Genomic DNA, 17,306 nt, shown 5'->3' with positions numbered 1-17,306 from the left:
GCGGGGATCGGCTCCCGCACCCCGACGAGTCAGGGGTGCGCGCTCAGGCGCCCCAGCCGGCCTGCACGCCGCCGACGCGCTCGGCGGCGATCTTCTGCTGGTAGCCCGACTCGGCGTAAGCCGCCATCGGGTCGGCGGCGAGCCCACGCGACTCGCGCCACTCGGCGAGGGCCGGGCGCACGTCGGTGTAGAACGCGTCCATGAAGACGGCGTTCGCGGCGAGCACGTCACCGGACTTCTGCGCCGCGGTCAGCGCATCGCGGTCGACGATCAGCGCGCGGGCCGTCATCTCCTGCACATTGAGCACCGAGCGGATCTGACCGGGGATCTTGTCTTCGACGTTGTGGCACTGGTCGAGCATGAACGCCACGTCGTGGTTGTTCAGCCCGCCGCCGCGCACGACCTCGAACAGGATGCGGAACAGCTGGAACGGATCGGCCGCGCCCACGATGAGGTCGTCGTCGGCGTAGAAGCGCGAGTTGAAGTCGAACGACCCGAGCTTGCCGAGGCGCAGCAGCTGCATCACGATGAACTCGATGTTGGTGCCGGGCGCGTGGTGCCCCGTGTCGAGGCACACCATGGCCTTGTCGCCGAGAGACGAGACCTGGGCGTAGGAGGTGCCCCAGTCGGGAACATCGGTGTGGTAGAACGCCGGCTCGAAGAACTTGTACTCGAGCACGAGGCGCTGGTCGTCGCCGAGGCGTGCATAGATCTGCTGCAGCGACTCCTGGAGGCGGTCCTGACGGCCGCGAAGGTCGGCCTGGCCGGGGTAGTTCGACCCCTCGGCGAGCCAGATCTTCAGGTCGCGGCTTCCCGTGGCGTCCATCACGTCGATGCAGGCGAGGTGGTGGTCGATCGCCTTCTGGCGGATCGCGGGATCCTCATGAGTCAGGGCGCCGAACTTGTAGTCGTCGTCCTGGAACGTGTTGGAGTTGATGGTGCCCAGGGTCACGCCGAGGTCCTCGGCGTGCTTGCGCAGGTCGGAGAACGAGTCGACCAGGTCCCACGGGATGTGCAGGGCGACCGACGGTGCGAGCGCGGTGTACTTGTTGACCTGCGCGGCATCCGCGATCTTCTCCCACGGGTCGCGAGGCGTGCCGGGCGTGCCGAACACCTTGAAACGGGTGCCGGAGTTGCCGAACGCCCAGCTGGGGAGCTCGATGCCCTGCTGCTCGAGAGCGGCGAGGTTGTCGGACGAGAGGATGCTCATGAGGCGCTGCCTTCGGTGTCGTTGCGGTTGTCGTTGTCGTCGATGTCTGATGCGGGGGAGTCGCCGGCGTCGGCGAGCTGGTCTTCGAGGTGGAACACCTCGGTGAGTGCGGTGGCGGCCTGGTCGGGGCGCCCGTCGAGACCGATGAAGAATCGGCTCATCTCGGCTTCCCACCGAGCGGCGACGGGGGAGGCGGCGAGATACGCCTGGGCGGCGGCATCGTCGTCGGTCTCGTAGTAGCCGACGAGCGTGCCGCCCTCGGCCAGGAACAGCGAGTAGTTGCGACGGCCGGCGGCGGCGATCTCGGCCAGCATCTCGGGCCAGACCGGCGAGTGACGGGCGAGGTATTCGTCGAGCAGTTCAGGACGCACCTGCAACTGGAACGCGACGCGGGTCATGGGAGATCTCTCTTCATCGAGGTTTTGAATCGTTTCATTCAATGGTCTCAACACTAGCATGGCCGGTCGCTCTGTCAAGCGACCGGCCATGCCGCGGACGGATCGGCTGATCACCTCACCGTCACGGTCACGCTCTTCGAGGCCGTGGTGCCCGCAGCGTTCGAGAACTCGGCGACATAGGCGTAGGTGCCCGGGGCGCGTCCGGTGATCTCCGTCTGCGCGCGTTGCGCCGAGGGCGAGGCGGCCACCAGGGCCTGAGCGTCGATCAGAGCCCCGTTCTCGTACAACCGGTACTCGGTGCCGTTCGTGCCCCACCAGAGGTCGGTGGTCACGGTGTAGCTGCCGTCGCGATCCCAGTTGTCGTGACTGACCACAGGCACCCCTGGTGCGGCATCCTTCACCTTGACCGTGACGGATGTCGTGGCCGTCGTGCCCTTCGCGTTGACCAGCTCGCCCGTGTACACGTACGTGCCGTCCGTGCGGCCGCTCACGGAGACGGTGGTGAGCTGGGCTTTCGGCGAGTCCGCATCGAGGAGCTTCGTCGCGATGAGCGCGCCGTTCTCGTAGAGCCGGAACACCGCGCCGTTCACGCCGTGCCAGAGATTCATCGACACCGTGAACTCACCGTCATGCAGACCGGTGTCCCAGCCCGAGTCCGTCGACAGCGTGCCACGGGCGGGCTTCGCCGCCGGTCGCTCATCGTCGTAGACCAGGATCTGAGCCTCCGCGCGGGTGACGAGGCCGTCGTGGTTGACGGCGTTGACCGTCACCGTGTGGGCGCCGACGAGCTCGGCCAGCTCGATGGTCTGGCCGGGCGCGACGGGTTCTCCGTCGAAGGTGATGTCGAGAGTGCGCACCCCCGACTCGGGATCGACAGCCGTCACGTCGACCGTGAAGGTCGACGTGCTCGGGAACAGAGCGCCGTCCGCGGGCATCCCCGACACGACGGGAGCCGTCTGATCGACCGCACCCGAGGGGTCGCCCGTCACCGCGATGCGCGGCGCCGGCGGCTGTTCCATGCCATCGCCGAGGAAGAAGCTCGTCTGCGGCGGCTGGTTGTATCCGGTGTTCTGCCACGCGACCGAGAGCCGGTACACCGGGTCGTGCATGAGGGTCCGCAGCCGCAGGTCCGTCTCGTCGGTGGTGGAGTAGACCCGCAGTTCGGTCGAGTCGTCGGAGCGCCAGGCGATCTCCTCGCGCCAGTCGCCGAACAGATCAGCCTGCAGGTTCGGCGTCCCCTTGGTGCTGTTGTTGGAGAGCGTGCCCGCAGCCTTCAGGATGACGTCGCTGGACTCGGTCTCCCAGTTCCACTTCGACACCGTCGGTACGCCCGTGGACGTCTCGGCGTTCCAGTCATGGTCGACGATCTCCCGCAGCGGGTCTCCGTCGAACCAGGCGAGGAAGTTCGCTGCAGGAATGCGCTCGCCGATGAGCTCGCCCGTGGACGATCTCAGCTGGCCGACGGGTGAGTCCCACGCGGCGTCCCCGCCGATCGCCCATCCCTCGGCGCCCTCATGCCGGGGATCGATGTCGCCGGATGCGGCACGACCGGTGTCCCTGGCGGCGGGGACGGACCAGAGGACTGCACCCGTGCGGGCGTCCCGCATCGTCGCACCGACGTTGCCCGAGGCGTTCATGTCCTCGTGCGCCGCGAACACCTCGAGGCCGGGGTTCGAGGGCACGAGGTCCGAGACGTGGATCGCGTCGCCATGGCCGAGCTCGGTCGAGTAGAGCACAGTGCCGTCATCGTCGACCGTGGCTGAGCCGAAGACGATCTCGTCCTTCTGGTCGCCGTCGACATCGGCCACAGACAGATTGTGGTTGCCCTCGCCGTAGAGGCCCTCGTTGCCCGCGTCGTTCGAGTCGAGCACCCACCGCTGCGTCAGCGTCGTGCCGTCGAAGTCGTATGCCGCCATCACGGCGCGGGTGTAGTACCCACGACTGAAGATCGCGCTGGGGTGCTCGCCGTCGAGGTACGCGGTCGCCGCCAGGAACCGGTCGACCCGGTTGCCGTAGGCGTCGCCCCACGAGCCGACGTCGCCTCTGGCCGGCACGTAGTCCACGGTGTCGACCGCGGCCCCCGTCAGTCCGTGGAAGACGCTGAGGTACTCGGGCCCGGTGAGCACGTACCCTGTGCTGTTGCGGTGGTCGGCGCTGGCGTTGCCGATGGGCTGCCCCACGCCGTCGATCGTGCCGTCGGCGGTCTTCATCATCACTTCCGCGCGTCCGTCGCCGTCATAGTCGAACACCTGGAACTGCGTGTAGTGCGCGCCCGCCCGGATGTTGACCCCCAGGTCGATGCGCCACAGGCGCGTGCCGTCGAGACGGTAGGCGTCGAGGTACACGTTGCCGGTGTAGCCCGCCTGCGAGTTGTCCTTCGAGTTCGAGGGGTCCCACTTGACGAGGATCTCGTACTGCCCGTCGCCGTCGAGGTCTCCGACGCTCGCGTCGTTGGCGCGGTACGAGTACGGCTGCCCGTCCTTCGTGTACGCGTCGGCGGGCTTGTCGAGAGGGATCGAGAGGTGGCCGCCGTCCTGCACGCCGAACTCGTCGGTCACCGTGACCTCCCGATCCTCGAGGAGGCTCGTGACGAAGTACGTCGAGTCGCCCGAGCCGTCCGCGTCGAGGAGGTTGGTCGACTCGGTGATCGGCTCGTCCGTGATGCGAGTGCCGTCACGATAGACGTGGAAGGCGATCGCGTCGGGGTCGGTCCCGAGCATGCGCCAGCTGACCAGCACGCCGTCGTCCGTCTGCGCCGCTGCGGGCGCGCGGTCGAGATACTCGGCCTGCCGCTGCAGCACGGTGGCCGCCTCGGTGCTCAGCTGTGCCGAGTCGGGCCCCGCACCGCCGGCGTTCACCGCGACAGCGGTGTAGTGGTACGGGATCGTGGTCAGCACGGCCGTGTCGATGAAACGGTTCGTGGTGGCGAAGCCGGCGAGTTCACCGCGCTCCCCCTCGATCTCAGAGCGGAAGACCATCGTGTAGACGGCTGTGCTGGGCTGCGCCCACGAGATCTCGACCTCGCGCTTCTCGAGGCGGTCGACCGCGAGCGCGGTCGGTGCCGCCGGCGCATCGACAGCCGAGTCCACCAGAGACACGTCGACGGATGCCGAGGGCACCGACTCGAGCCCGGTCTGGTCGACCGCGGTCACGTGATACGTGTAATCGAGCCCCAGTCGGGCGCGGGAATCGATGAACGAGGCCGTCGTGGTCTCACCGACCAGTGTCGACGACTTCTCGAACGCCGAGGTGCGGTAGACCTTCCAGGTCATCCCCGGCTCGGCGGTCCAGGCGAGGGAGACGGTCGGCGCCGCGGGATCCGCGTTCACGTCGGTCACCTCGAGGCCGGCCGGGCCGAGCAGTATCGGAGTCACCTCGATGCCGTTGAGGCGTGTTCCCGCGGCGGCGCCGTGCACACGCACGGTGAGCTGACCGTCGGTGACGAGCACAGGGCCGCGGACCGAAGCGTTCACGGCGCCGGAGCCTGCGTTGCCTGTTCCGAAGGCCTTTCCTTCGATGTCGAAGTTCGTCCGAGTCGAGCCGATCCAGTCGCCCGAGTAGGTCTTGACCGAGTAGGTGCCGTTCGGCACGTCCAGCAGGAACTCGCTCGAGTCGCCGGGCAGGACGAAGTCGCGCTCGAGGTCGCTCGCGCCAGCCGCGCTCCCGCGATCGCGCCCGGCGTTCGCGGCCAAGGGGCTCGCGAAGCCGAATCCGCCGTCAGCCGTGTACCCGTCGTCGGGGTTCACTTCGGTGTAGCCGGGCATCACGACCCCGCCAGTGAGCTGGAAGTCGAACTTCCATCTCGCCTGTTTGGTCGAGAAGCTCACGGTGTTCGACGCCTCCGAGACACCTCGGCCGTTCACCGCGAACACGCGATAGCGGTACCCCGCGCCCTCGGCGAGGCCCTGCACGATGGCGCTCGTCTGGGTGGTCGTGGTCACCAGTGACCAGACCTGCTCGGGGTCGGCGGTGGCCTGGCGTTCGATGCGGTAGATGTCGGCGCCCGAGGACGCGTCCCATTGCAGCACGGCGCCCGCATTCGAGATGGAGCCCGCCACGAGATTCGCAGGTGCGGCCGGCACTGCGGCGGGCGGCTCGACGTCGACGACCTTCGCGGCGAGGGGGTCGTCGAGAGCGGCGACGTCTTGGGCGATGAGGCGAGCCATCTGGATCGCACCGTAGTCCTGGAAATGCGTGTCGTCCTGGGTGCCGGCCGGACGCCCGGGGAAGATGCCCGGATCGACCCAGAGGAACACCGACTTCGCGGCCTCCGGACCGATCTCGTCGAGGTAGGCGCGGCTCGATGCCGAGAGGTCGACGAGCGAGACGCCCTCCTCCTGCGCGAGCTCGATCATCTTCGCCACGTACTCGGGGAAGCTCACGTTGGCCGCACCGGTCGTGGCGTCGAAGCTGCGGCGCGAGACGGGGGTGACGAGCACGGGGGTCGCGCCGCGCTGGCGGGCGCCCTGCACGTAGCTGCGCAGATACTCCTTGTAATCGGCGGGAGACGCGTAGCGATCGTCGACCCCCTGAGTCGCGTCGTTGTGGCCGAACTGCACGAAAAGATAGTCGCCAGGGCGGATTCCGCGGAGGATCTCGTCGAGGCGGCCCTGCGTGATGAAGTTCTTCGACGACCGTCCGCCGATCGCGTGGTTCGCGAACGCGACATCATCGGCGAAGAACCGGTCGATCATCTGACCCCAACCCGCCTGCGGTGCGAACGTGTCTGTGTAGGTCTGGACGGTCGAGTCGCCGGCGAGGTAGACCGTCGGCAGCGCTCCGGGTGCCCGGTTCGTCTGGCGCGTGATGGTGAGCGCGTCGAGTGCCCCCGCGGAACCGCCGACCTGCAGGGTCAGGCGCCCGTCGACGAGCGCGATCGGGAACGCCATCTCGAGGTACTCCCCGGCGGGTTTCGCGGTCGTCTGCACCTTGGCGATGCCCTCCGCGGTGATCGCGATCTCGCTGGCGGCAGTCCGGTCGCCCGCGACCACATTCACGATGTAGTCGCCCGCGCCGAGCTGCACCTCGAAGGTGCCGCCGTGCGCGGCGACGTGGTCTCCTCGCAGCGGGTCGTCGCCGCCGCGGTCGACGTCGGGCTCGGGGGAGGTCGGGGCGGTGCTGAAGCCGTATCCCCACTCGTCGGAGAAACCGACGGCGGAGGTCACGCCGACGGCGCCGTCGGCGAGGGCGCCGGGGCCGAAGTCGAAGACGATCCGGTCGCCGGCCGGCAGGGGAGCGGGCGCAGCGTAGACGGCCGAGTCGACGGCGGCGGAGGCAGCGGAGGCTCCCGCCGCGTTGCGCGCGGTCACCCGGTACGACCACTTCTGCGACGTGTCGACCGTGTCGGTGAACGCGGGGGCGGTCACGGTTGTGACGGCGGAGAAGAGCCCGTCGGCACCCGCCCGCTCGACGACGTACTCATCGGCGTTCGGCGTCGCGGTCCAGGTCAGCGCGACGGCATCCTTCGTCACCTGCGCGACCGCGAGCGCCTCGGGCGTCGCCGGCACGGCGAGCGCAGGGATCGCTCCGCTGCGCACCTCGGCGGTGCGAGCGGATACGCGCCCGTAGGAGTCGACGGCCTCGACCGCATAGGCGAACGAGTCGCCCTCGGCGACGTCGGTGTCTGAGAAGGTCGTCGTCTCGATCTCGGCGATCTGACTGAACTCGCCGACCGCATCGCCATCGACGTCGGCTCGCAGCACGCGGTAGGCCGTGGCGCCGTCCGAGGGCCCCCAGGAGAGATCGACCGTGTTCCAGGCGACCTTGGCGACCGCGAGGTCGGCGGGCGCGGCGGGGAGCACCGGTGCGACGACGAGTCCGTTGACGTAGGCCCCGAGGCCGCTCCCCGTGAAGCCCACGGTCAGCTGGCCGTCTTCGACCTTCGTGCGGAACGTCTCGGTGGTGGAGCCGCCCTTGGCGGTCGTGAGCCGTGTCTGCGCGACGCCCTCGAGCGTCAGCGTCGCGTTGGTGCTCGATGCCGTCGTCAGCGCGTCGCCGATGGTCACGGTCACGTCGTACTCGCCCGCGGGAACGCTGTCGAGCAGGAAGCCCCACGAGGTGCCGGCGACGAAGTCCTCGGCGACCGGATCCGCCGGCGTGCGATTGCCGGTGCGGTTGCGGTCGAACAGCGCGACGCCGTCGGGTACCGTCACTCCCCACCCTGATGCGGCGGTGTAGAGCGAGGTCGTGAGCACCGGCTCGTATCCCTCGGCGACGGGGCTCGTCGCCGTGCCGAAGTCGAACCGCCACGCGCCGTCTGCGGCCGGTTCGAGTGCGGCGGCGGCCGGAACGGCGGTCATGGTCGCTCCGATCACGGCCGCGATCGAGACGGCGGCGAACCCGGCGCGCAGGCGCGGGAACGGGCGGGGATTACGTGCAGAACGGGTGGAATGCTCCACGGTTCCTCCTTGGACATCACTGGCTAAGGGGTACGGCTGAGACACCCGCGTCGGTGCGGATATCGCGTGGGGGAGCCGAGGCGAAGAGACCACTGTGTCTCGGCCGATCGATGGATCTGACACTGCCGGAAAACGTATTCCCGAGAGTTGGCACCGATCCTCGCATGCTGCCGCACGCGGTGGCAAGAACTTTCTTGAGACGTTTCAGCGCGCCACGCCGCGGCAGGCGACGCGAGTCGCCGGGCGACGGATGTCGGATGGACGGGGGCGCTCTAGAGAGCGCTCACCACGGCGTTGTCGAGCTCGTCGGCGTCGACGCCGGGCCGGACAGCAGCGTTCGTGAGCAGCACCCAGGCCACCCCCGCGCTCGGGTGCACCCAGAACTCGGTGCCGGCCCACCCGCCGTGGCCGAACACGTCGCGGTCGACGAGCCCAGGTGCTCGTGACCGCAGATTGAACGTGAAGCCCCAGTCCTGGCCTCGCTCGTCGGGGTAAGGATCGAGGCGCGGGATGTCTCCCGTCAGCGGTCGCCGCATCATCGCGAGTGCGGCCGGAGAGAGGATTCCGTCGCGCCCTCCCTGGTCGATGCGCAGCAGTTCGGTGCCGAGGTGGAGCAGGTCTTCGGCGCGCCCCAGCAGCCCTGCGCCGGGTGCTCGCGTGGCATGGAACCGGTCGAGGTCGAGCCCGCCGGCTGCCGCATCCGGCACGCCGACCGACTGTGCGGTGTCGAGGGTCAGACCGATCGCGCCGATGCTCTGCGCCCACTCGAAGGTGCCGGCATCCCACGTCGTGTCTGTCGCGTGCTCGATCAGCGCGGCGATGCCTTCGAAGGCCAGTGTGGAGTAGCGTGACGCGGTGCCTGCCGCGAAATCCCGGCCCTGGCTGAGCAGCTCGTGGCGCAGCGGAAGCGGGGTGTCGAGGGCGGGCTCGGAGATCCCGGAGGTGTGCGAGGCGAGATGCCAGAGCCGCACGATGTCATCGCGAGACGACCCGAAGTCGGGCAGCGCCTCGGCGAGGGGGGTGTTCGGGGTGAGCAGACCTCGCTCGATGGCTCTGGTCGCGGTGATGCCCGTGAGCATCTTCGTGATCGAGAACAGCGGGTACACGGCATCGGTCGCGGCGCCGAACCCCTCGAGGTCGACGATCCCTTCTGCGGTGGCCATGCCGACGACGGCGGTGGGAAGTGTCTCTGCCTGCACGTGGCGACGGGCCCAGTCGAATGCGGCGTCGAAGGTCATGAGGGTGCTCCCGGCGGATTCAGGTCGTCGCGCTTCCGTGTCGACGATGGTGACTCTACGATAGGACCATGGCACAGAAAGCGCTTTCCCACCCGGCCGCGCTCGTCGATGGGAATCACCCGACTCGCTCTGTGCTGCGCCTCGTCGCCCGCCGCCCCTGGCGACTGACCTTCGCGATCACCGCCTTCGCGATCAAGGAGATTCCACTCTGGTTCCTGCCCGTGATCACGGCGGCGATCATCGACGTGGTGGCGAGCGATGGTGAGGTGACCGAAGTGCTGTGGTGGTTCGCGCTCGCCGCGGTGCTGCTGCTGCAGAATTACCCCAACCACATCATCTACACGCGCAACTTCATGACCGTGGTGCGCGACCTCGGCGCCGACCTGCGCAATGCCCTCACCGCCCGGCTGCAGAGTCTCTCGATCGGATATCACACGCGGATGAGCTCGTCGATCGTGCAGACGAAGGTCGTGCGCGATGTCGAGAACGTCGAGCTGATGCTGCAGCAGGTCACGCATCCGCTGTTGTCGTCGACCATGGTGATGCTCGGAGCGCTGGGGATGACGGCGATCACCGTGCCGCAGTTCCTTCCCGTCTACGCCCTCGCCGTGCCCATCGCCATCGGGATCCGATACGGCATGCGCAATCGTTCGCAGCGCCGCAACGAGGTCTTCCGACGCGAGATCGAGACGCTGTCCGCTCGCGTCGGCGAGATGGCGTCGCTGATTCCGGTGACTCGCGCCCACGGACTCGAAGAGACGGCGATCAGTCGTGTCGCGGGCGGTGCAGACGGAGTGCGCAGGGCCGGCCTCGACCTCGACCTGCTCAACGGGCGGGTCGCGTCGATCTCGTGGGTGGCGATGCAGCTGCTCGGTGTCGCCTGTCTCATGCTCGCGGCCGTATGCGCGCTCACCGGCTTCCTGCCGATCACTCCCGGCGAGGTCGTGATGCTCTCGAGCTACTTCACCCTGTTGACCGGCGGACTCACCCAGCTGCTGATGCTGATCCCGGTCGGCGCCCGCGGACTCGAGTCGGTGCGCTCGATCGCCGAGGTCCTGCAGGAGCCCGACGTCGAGCAGAACTCCGGCAAGCGCGTCGTCTCGACGGTGGCCGGCGAGATCGTGCTCGACTCGGCGACGCATCGCTACTCGGATGCCGACGAGGACGCTCTGTTCGAGATCGATCTGCGCATCGCTCCGGGCGAGACGGTCGCCTTCGTCGGTTCGTCGGGCTCGGGCAAATCGACGCTTCTGAATCTCGTGCTGGGGTTCGTCAGGCCGACGAGCGGCCGAATCGTGCTCGACGGATCCGACATGCAGCAGCTCGACCTGCGCACCGTGCGTCGGTCGATCTCCGTGGTGCCGCAGGAGTCCGTGCTGTTCGAGGGGTCGGTCTTCGACAACATCGCCTACGGCATGCCCGATGTCACGCCCGAACGGGTCGAACGGGCTCTGCGGGATGCCAACGCGTGGGAGTTCGTGAGCGAGCAGCCGCAGGGGTGGGACACCGTCGTCGGCGAGCGAGGCGCGCGTCTCTCGGGTGGTCAGCGTCAGCGCCTCGCCATCGCCCGTGCGCTCGTCCGCGACCCGCGGATCCTGTTGCTCGACGAGGCGACCAGCGCACTCGACCCCGAATCCGAAGGCCTGGTGAAAGAGGCGCTCGAGCGGTTGATGCGCGGCCGCACGACTCTCGTCGTCGCACACCGGCTGTCGACGATCAGGCAGGCCGATCGCATCGTCGTGCTCGAGCGCGGACGCATCGTCGAGCAGGGGTCGCACGACGATCTGCTCGCCGCAGACGGGCGATACGCTCGGTTGCACCTGGTGCAGAACGGCCTGAGATGACCCCGACTCACCGTCCTGAGGAGGACCGATGACTTCTGTCAAGACACTTCGCGCTGCCCTGGTGGGCACCGGAGCCGTGGCGAATGCGCACGCGCGTGCCGTCGCCGCATACCCACGCGCAGAGCTCGTCGCCGTCGCCGACCTGAGCCCGGAGAAGGCCGAGGAATTCGCCGAGAGTTACGGCATCGCCGCCGCCTACGGCGACCTCGACGAGATGCTCGCGGCCGAACATCCCGACGTCGTGCTCATCTGCACACCGCCGGCGCCGCACCGCGAGCAGTCGCTCGCCGCCTTCGCCGCCGGGGCCCACGTGGTCGTCGAGAAACCGCCGGCGCCGTCGCTCGATGAGCTCGACGACATGCGGGCCGGGGCTGAGGCAGCGGGAAGACAGCTCGCGGTCGTCTTCCAGCAGCGCACCGGCACGGCCGCGGCGCACGTGCGCTCGCTGCTGCAGAGCGGTGCGCTCGGCCGCCCGCTGGTGGCCGTGTGCCAGACGCTCTGGTTCCGCGACGCCGACTACTTCGCCGTGCCCTGGCGCGGCAAGTGGGAGACCGAGGGCGGTGGCACGACGCTCGGACACGGCATCCACCAGATCGACCTGCTCGCGCATCTGCTGGGTGACTGGTCGTCGGTGCAGGGCAGGCTCTGGCGGCTCGATCGCGAGACCGAGACCGAGGACGTCTCGACCGCGACGATCGTCTTCGATCAGGGCGTGGTCGCTCAGCTCATCACGAGTGCGGTGTCGCCCCGAGAGGCGAGCTCGATCCGCATCGACACGCAGAAGGCCACGATCACGGTCGATCACGTCTACGGGCACGGCCACGAGAACTGGCGGATCACCCCCGCGCCGGGCTGCGAATCGGAGGCGGCGGGATGGGAGTTCCCGGATGCGGAGGAGCGCAGTGATCACGGGCCGCTGCTGCGCGACGTGTTCGACGCCCTGCTCGACGGCGGGACGCTTCCGGCGACCGCGGATGCACCGGCCCGTTCGCTCGAGATCGTGGCGGGGATCTACGCCTCGGCCGCGAGTGACGGCGCCGTGATCACTCCGGAGATCCTGGCTGCGCACCCCACCCATCGCGCCGGATTCGCGAGCCCGGTCACCGATCTGCGCCGATGAGGGAGCTCTTCCGAGACCCCGTCTATGACGGCGCGACCGACCCGAGGGTCGTGATCGACGCCGGTGGGCTGTGGTGGATGTTCTACACGCAGCGCCGAGCGAGCCTCGACGACGCAGGGCCGGGCGTCTCGTGGATCCACGGCAGCCGGATCGGCGTCGCGACGTCTCGAGACGGCATGGACTGGCGCTACGACGGGACGCTCGAACCGGCGGCATCCGATCTCGTCCTCGAGCCGGGCCCGCCGCCCGCCGAGGTCGATCGCACGCACTGGGCGCCCGAGGTCGTCTGGGACGGCGAGCGGTGGCGCATGTACCTCACCGAGATCGACGGCATCCCCGACCGCTGGCCGGGATTCGCGCGCTCGATCGTGGAGTACGTCTCGGACGATCTCCGCCACTGGTCGAGGCGCGGCCCGCTCTCGCTGAGCAGCGACCGTGTGATCGATGCGGCCGTGGCTCGCACTCCCGACGGGCTGTGGCGTCTCTGGTACAAGGACGAGGCGGCGGACTCGATCACCATGGTCGCCTCATCGCGTGATCTCGAGGTCTGGAGTCTCGACGGCGTGGCGATCGGCGGGAGACCGCACGAGGGGCCGACGGGGTTCGAGCTCGGCGGGTTCTGGTGGCTGATCGTCGACGAGTGGCGGGGGATGGGCGTCTATCGCTCTCATGACGGCGTCGACTGGAGCCGCCAGGGCGGCGAGGATGCCGTGATCCTCGACCATCTGCCGACCGGAGGTCACGGCAATCATGGGGCGCACGTGCGCGACGGTGAGGCCCTGTGGTTCTACTTCTTCGGCGCGGCGCAGGGGGCTCCGGTGCACCCGGCCACGGGGGAGGGTAGACGCGCCGCCGTCTTTCGGGTCCGCCTCGACGTCGAGGCGGAGAACCTGCTCGTGAGAGGATCGAAGTCCTCGCGGTAATCGATGTAATCCCCGCCGCGAATTGCCGGTTGCGAAACGTTTCAATCTGGATTAGCGTGCAGGTAAGCGTTTTCCCCGCACTATGGAGATCGCCCCCCGCACCACATGGACACAGGCGTTCCGCGGCATTGCCGAACGAGGACGTTCACCAGAGAGGACAACGATGTTCAGCAAGAAGCGTCTGGCGGCCGCAGCGGCCGTCGCCACCAGCGCAGCGCTGGTACTCGCCGGCTGCGCCGGCGGCGGCACCCCCGAGGGCGGGGCCACCTACGACCCCGACGAGAAGGTCACCCTCGACCTCGCGTTCTGGGGCAACGACGTCCGCGCCGACCTGTACAACCAGGCGATCGACGCGTTCAACGAGGAGTACCCGAACATCACGGTCAACGCGACGTTCCTCGGGTTCCCGGAGTTCTGGGAGAAGCGTCAGACGGAGGCCGCCGGTGGCGGGCTCCCCGATGTCATGCAGTTCGACTACTCGTACCTGCGTCAGTACTCCGAGAACGGCCTGCTGCTCGACCTCGAGCCCTACCTCGGATCCGTCATCGAGACCGACCCGCTGCCCGAGAACATCCTCAGCATCGGTGTGGTCGACGACACGACCTACGGCATCGCGACCTCCACCAACGCGTGGGGCCTCTTCACCAACCCGGCGCTGCTCGAGACGGCAGGCGTCGAGGAGTTCGCCGGCGGCGACTGGGCCGACTACTCCGACTGGGTGTCCGAGGTCACCGATGCGAGCGGCGGCGCCTTCTGGGGCGGTTCCGACTTCTCGGGCCGAATCCAGAACCTCGAGCTGCAGCTCCGCAGCGAGGGCAAGAACCTCTTCGACGAGGACGGCACCCCCGGATTCGACGAGGAGCGACTGAAGGAGTTCTGGGAGTCCGGAGCCGACATCCGCGACGGCGCCGGCGTGCCCCAGCAGGTCGTCGAGGAGCTGACCCCCCTCGGTGCGTTCGACTCCGCGAGGACCGCCAGTGAGCTCACGTGGGACAACTTCGGTGCGGGCTACCTCGCCAACCTCGGTGAGAGCTACACCGAACTCGGCCTCGTGGCCCCGCCGGTGACCGAGGAGGGCGCCAAGGACCTCTACCTGAAGCCGTCGATGCTGCACACGATCTCGGCCAAGACCGAGCACCCCGAGGCTGCGGCGACGCTCGTCAACTTCCTGGTCAACTCTCCCGAGTCCGGTGAGATCTTCGGCACCAACCGCGGCCTCCCCGCCTCCGAGACCGCGCTCGAGGCTGCGGAGCTCGACCCGCTGAGCCAGCAGGTCAAGGAGTACGAGGAGTCGATCGCCGACCGCCTCGGCGACGCGCCTCCCGTGCCGATCGTCGGCTACGGCACGCTCGAGGAGAAGTTCCGCGTGCTGGGCACCGAACTGAACTTCGGCACGACGACCGTCGATGACGCCGTGGAGCAGTTCTTCGCCGAGATGGACGTCGTCCTCAACCAGTGATTCCGTCGGTGGGCCGGGCGACGACCGCCCGGCCCACCGCATCCCACCCACTTCGGAAGGAGCTGTCATGAGCACGACGGCGACGAGGACGATCGTCACGGGCAAGAAGTCCGGACGCGGGCGGCCGCTGCGCAGCGGCCGCCGCCCCGAGAACGAACCCGTGCGACCCGGGCAGAAGTCACGCCTGCGTCGCGAGACGGCGACAGGCTATGCCTTCCTGACGCCGTGGCTGATCGGCTTCCTCGGCCTGACCGCCGTGCCGATGATCTACTCGTTGTACCTTTCCTTCACGAGGTACAACATCTTCCAGCCGCCGAAGTGGATCGGTCTCGACAACTACATCCGGTTGTTCACGAGCGACCCGAACTTCATCCAGTCGGCGCAGATCACGCTCGTCTACGTGTTCATCGGCACTCCGATCACTCTCGCTGCGGCGCTCGGTGTCGCGATGCTGCTGAACTACCGCGACAAGGGGGCCGGCTTCTTCCGTTCGGCGTTCTACGCTCCGTCGCTGATCGGCGGCTCCGTGTCGGTCGCGATCGTGTGGCGGGCGATGTTCTCGTCCGACGGTCCGGTCGACAGCGGTCTGCAGGTCTTCGGCGTCGATCTCGGCGGATGGATCGGCAACCCCGGCCTGATCCTGCCGATGATGATCCTGCTCGCCGTGTGGCAGTTCGGATCGACGATGGTGATCTTCCTCGCGGGACTCAAGCAGATCCCGAAGGAGCTGTACGAAGCGGCCGAGATGGACGGTGCGAACGCGTACCGCCGGTTCCGCGCCGTGACGATCCCGATGCTCTCGCCGGTGATGTTCTTCAACCTGCTGCTCGGTCTGATCGGCGCGTTCCAGGTGTTCGCCTCCGCCTACATCATCTCCAACGGCACGGGCGGTCCCGCCGGAATGACGAACTTCATCACCGTGTACCTGTACAAGCGCGGATTCTCCGACGGCCAGATGGGATACGCCGCGGCCATCGCGTGGATCCTTCTGATCGTCGTAGCCATCATCGCCTTCATCCTGTTCCGCACCCAGCGGTCGTGGGTGCACTACTCGGGAGACGACAAATGAGCACCTCCAACCAGGGCATCACGTCCGGCTCGGCGTCGACGCCGGCATTCGCCGCGCAGCAGACCACGCCGGTCGGCCCTCCTGCCCCTCGTCGCAGGGTGAAGCGCAAGACCTGGCAGACGGCCATCTGGCTCGTCGCGCTGATCATCATCACCGCGGTGGTGCTGTACCCGCTGTTGTGGCTCTTCCTATCGACGTTCAAGCCCAACTCCGAGTTCGGTCAGAACCCCGGGCTGTTCCCGCAGGCGCCGACCATCGACAACTACGGCAAGGTCATGGAGGGCATCGCCGGCGTGCCGATGTGGCGGTTCTTCCTGAACTCGTTCATCCTCGCGGCCGCTGCCGTGGTCGGCACCGTGCTCTCGTCCGCGCTCGCCGCGTACGCGTTCGCCCGGGTGCAGTTCAAGGGGCTCGGCATCTTCTTCGCCGCGATGATCGGCACGCTGCTGCTGCCGTTCCACGTCGTGATCATCCCGCAGTACATCATCTTCAATCAGCTCGGCTGGGTCGACACGTTCATCCCGCTGATCCTGCCGAAGTTCCTCGCCACCGAGGCGTTCTTCGTGTTCCTGCTCGTGCAGTTCATCCGCCAGATGCCTCGTGACATGGATGAAGCCGCTCGCATCGACGGTGCCGGTCACCTGCGGATCTTCTGGTCGATCATCCTCCCGCTCATCAAGCCGGCTCTGATCACCTGCGCGATCTTCTCGTTCATCTGGGCCTGGAACGACTTCCTCGGTCCGCTGCTCTACCTGACCAGCCCCGAGAACTATCCGCTGCCGATCGCACTGCGCCTCTACAACGACCAGACCTCGTCGTCCGACTACGGTGCCACGGTCACCGCGTCGTTCGTCGCCCTCGTGCCCGTGCTGCTGTTCTTCGTGGTCTTCCAGCGCTTCCTCGTCGACGGGGTCGCCACTCAGGGACTGAAGGGCTAGGCATGTCGGTCATCAGCGCAGAACGTCGGGCACACCGGGCCTCGAAGCGCGAGGCGCGCTCGGGGGCCGGGCCCACGGTCGCCGGAACCGAGCCGGGGGTCAACCCCGGAGCGACCGCCAAGTTCGGACTCTTCGGCGAGGTGCTCACGATCGGGCTGATGATGACGGTCGTCGCGCTCGGCGTCGTCACTCTGCCGATCGCGCTGGCGGCAGGCATCCGGCACCTGCGTCGATTCGTCGCCGCCGAGGACTCTCGCGCCGGCTTCTTCTGGGCCGACATCCGTGCCGGCATCCTGCCTTCGCTCGTCATCGGCGTTCCGGCCGTGCTGATCGCGGCCGTGCTCACGATCGATGTGGTGCTCGCCGGCTCCGGGGCGCTCCCCGGTGGTGAGGCGATCGCGGTGATCGGCTGGGCGGGGCTGCTCGTCCTCGCGGTCGCCGTGCTCATGACCGCGGGTGCATGGTCGCCGTCACTCGGTTGGGTCGTCGCCCTGCGGTCGGTCCCCGGCACGATCCGCGGCGACGTCGCTGGTGCCGCGTACATCGCGGCGGCTGCGATCTTCACCGGTGTCGTCACCTGGGCTCTCGCACCTCTGTTCATCGCGGGGATCGGCTGTGCGGCGCTCGCCGTCGTCGCCGTGCCCGCGCGTCGCAGGCGCGGGGTGCACAGCGCGGAATGAGAAGGTAGTCGTTGGCACAGGCGCGGACA

11 protein-coding genes are annotated in these 17,306 nt (G+C 68.2%); 7 read left to right on the top strand and 4 right to left on the bottom strand.

The features are described from left to right. Positions 1-43: 43 nt before the first annotated feature. The 4 genes from rhaI to QMA07_RS06980 form a co-directional block, all read right to left on the bottom strand. Positions 44-1,210 carry an L-rhamnose isomerase gene (gene rhaI, locus QMA07_RS06995; protein ID WP_290160845.1) on the bottom strand — a complete coding sequence of 389 codons (1,167 nt, stop codon included), beginning with the start codon at positions 1,208-1,210 and terminating at the stop codon, positions 44-46. Further along, a complete protein-coding gene (locus QMA07_RS06990; protein WP_290160843.1) occupies positions 1,207-1,608 on the bottom strand; it encodes an L-rhamnose mutarotase in 402 nt (133 codons plus the stop codon). The genes rhaI and QMA07_RS06990 overlap by 4 nt, the downstream gene beginning before the upstream one ends. 110 nt (positions 1,609-1,718) lie before the next feature. Then, complete coding sequence (locus QMA07_RS06985; protein WP_290160841.1) at positions 1,719-8,006, bottom strand: SGNH/GDSL hydrolase family protein; 6,288 nt, start codon at positions 8,004-8,006, stop codon at positions 1,719-1,721. Between the two features lie 272 nt (positions 8,007-8,278). Continuing rightward, the gene (locus tag QMA07_RS06980) at positions 8,279-9,244 is read right to left on the bottom strand and encodes a serine hydrolase domain-containing protein (RefSeq protein ID WP_290160839.1); all 966 of its coding nucleotides are present in this window, start codon (positions 9,242-9,244) and stop codon (positions 8,279-8,281) included. A 68-nt stretch (positions 9,245-9,312) separates the two neighbouring features. Here QMA07_RS06980 and QMA07_RS06975 point away from each other — a divergent pair, with 68 nt between their 5' ends. The 7 genes from QMA07_RS06975 to QMA07_RS06945 all read left to right on the top strand — a co-directional run bounded on the left by QMA07_RS06975 (position 9,313) and on the right by QMA07_RS06945 (position 17,277). Beyond that, positions 9,313-11,088 carry an ABC transporter ATP-binding protein gene (locus QMA07_RS06975; RefSeq protein WP_290160838.1) on the top strand — a complete coding sequence of 592 codons (1,776 nt, stop codon included), beginning with the start codon at positions 9,313-9,315 and terminating at the stop codon, positions 11,086-11,088. 28 nt (positions 11,089-11,116) lie between these two features. Then, on the top strand, positions 11,117-12,208 hold the full coding sequence (locus QMA07_RS06970) for a Gfo/Idh/MocA family oxidoreductase (protein ID WP_290160837.1): 1,092 nt from the start codon (positions 11,117-11,119) through the stop codon (positions 12,206-12,208). Beyond that, a complete protein-coding gene (locus QMA07_RS06965) occupies positions 12,205-13,131 on the top strand; it encodes a hypothetical protein (RefSeq protein ID WP_290160836.1) in 927 nt (308 codons plus the stop codon). The genes QMA07_RS06970 and QMA07_RS06965 overlap by 4 nt, the downstream gene beginning before the upstream one ends. A 163-nt stretch (positions 13,132-13,294) precedes the next feature. After that, complete coding sequence (locus tag QMA07_RS06960) at positions 13,295-14,590, top strand: extracellular solute-binding protein (RefSeq protein ID WP_290160835.1); 1,296 nt, start codon at positions 13,295-13,297, stop codon at positions 14,588-14,590. A 67-nt stretch (positions 14,591-14,657) separates the two neighbouring features. Continuing rightward, complete coding sequence (locus QMA07_RS06955) at positions 14,658-15,659, top strand: sugar ABC transporter permease (protein ID WP_290160833.1); 1,002 nt, start codon at positions 14,658-14,660, stop codon at positions 15,657-15,659. Then, positions 15,656-16,597 (top strand): carbohydrate ABC transporter permease, encoded by a 942-nt coding sequence (locus QMA07_RS06950; RefSeq protein WP_290160831.1) that lies wholly within the window; start codon positions 15,656-15,658, stop codon positions 16,595-16,597. The genes QMA07_RS06955 and QMA07_RS06950 overlap by 4 nt, the downstream gene beginning before the upstream one ends. Positions 16,598-16,599: 2 nt before the next feature. Further along, positions 16,600-17,277, top strand: coding sequence for a hypothetical protein (locus tag QMA07_RS06945; RefSeq protein WP_290160829.1), 678 nt, complete (start codon positions 16,600-16,602; stop codon positions 17,275-17,277). Positions 17,278-17,306: the final 29 nt, after the last annotated feature.

The organism is Microbacterium sp. APC 3901 (genome assembly GCF_030407765.1).
Lineage (GTDB): Bacteria > Actinomycetota > Actinomycetes > Actinomycetales > Microbacteriaceae > Microbacterium.
This window is presented reverse-complemented; position numbering and strand designations above follow the sequence as displayed.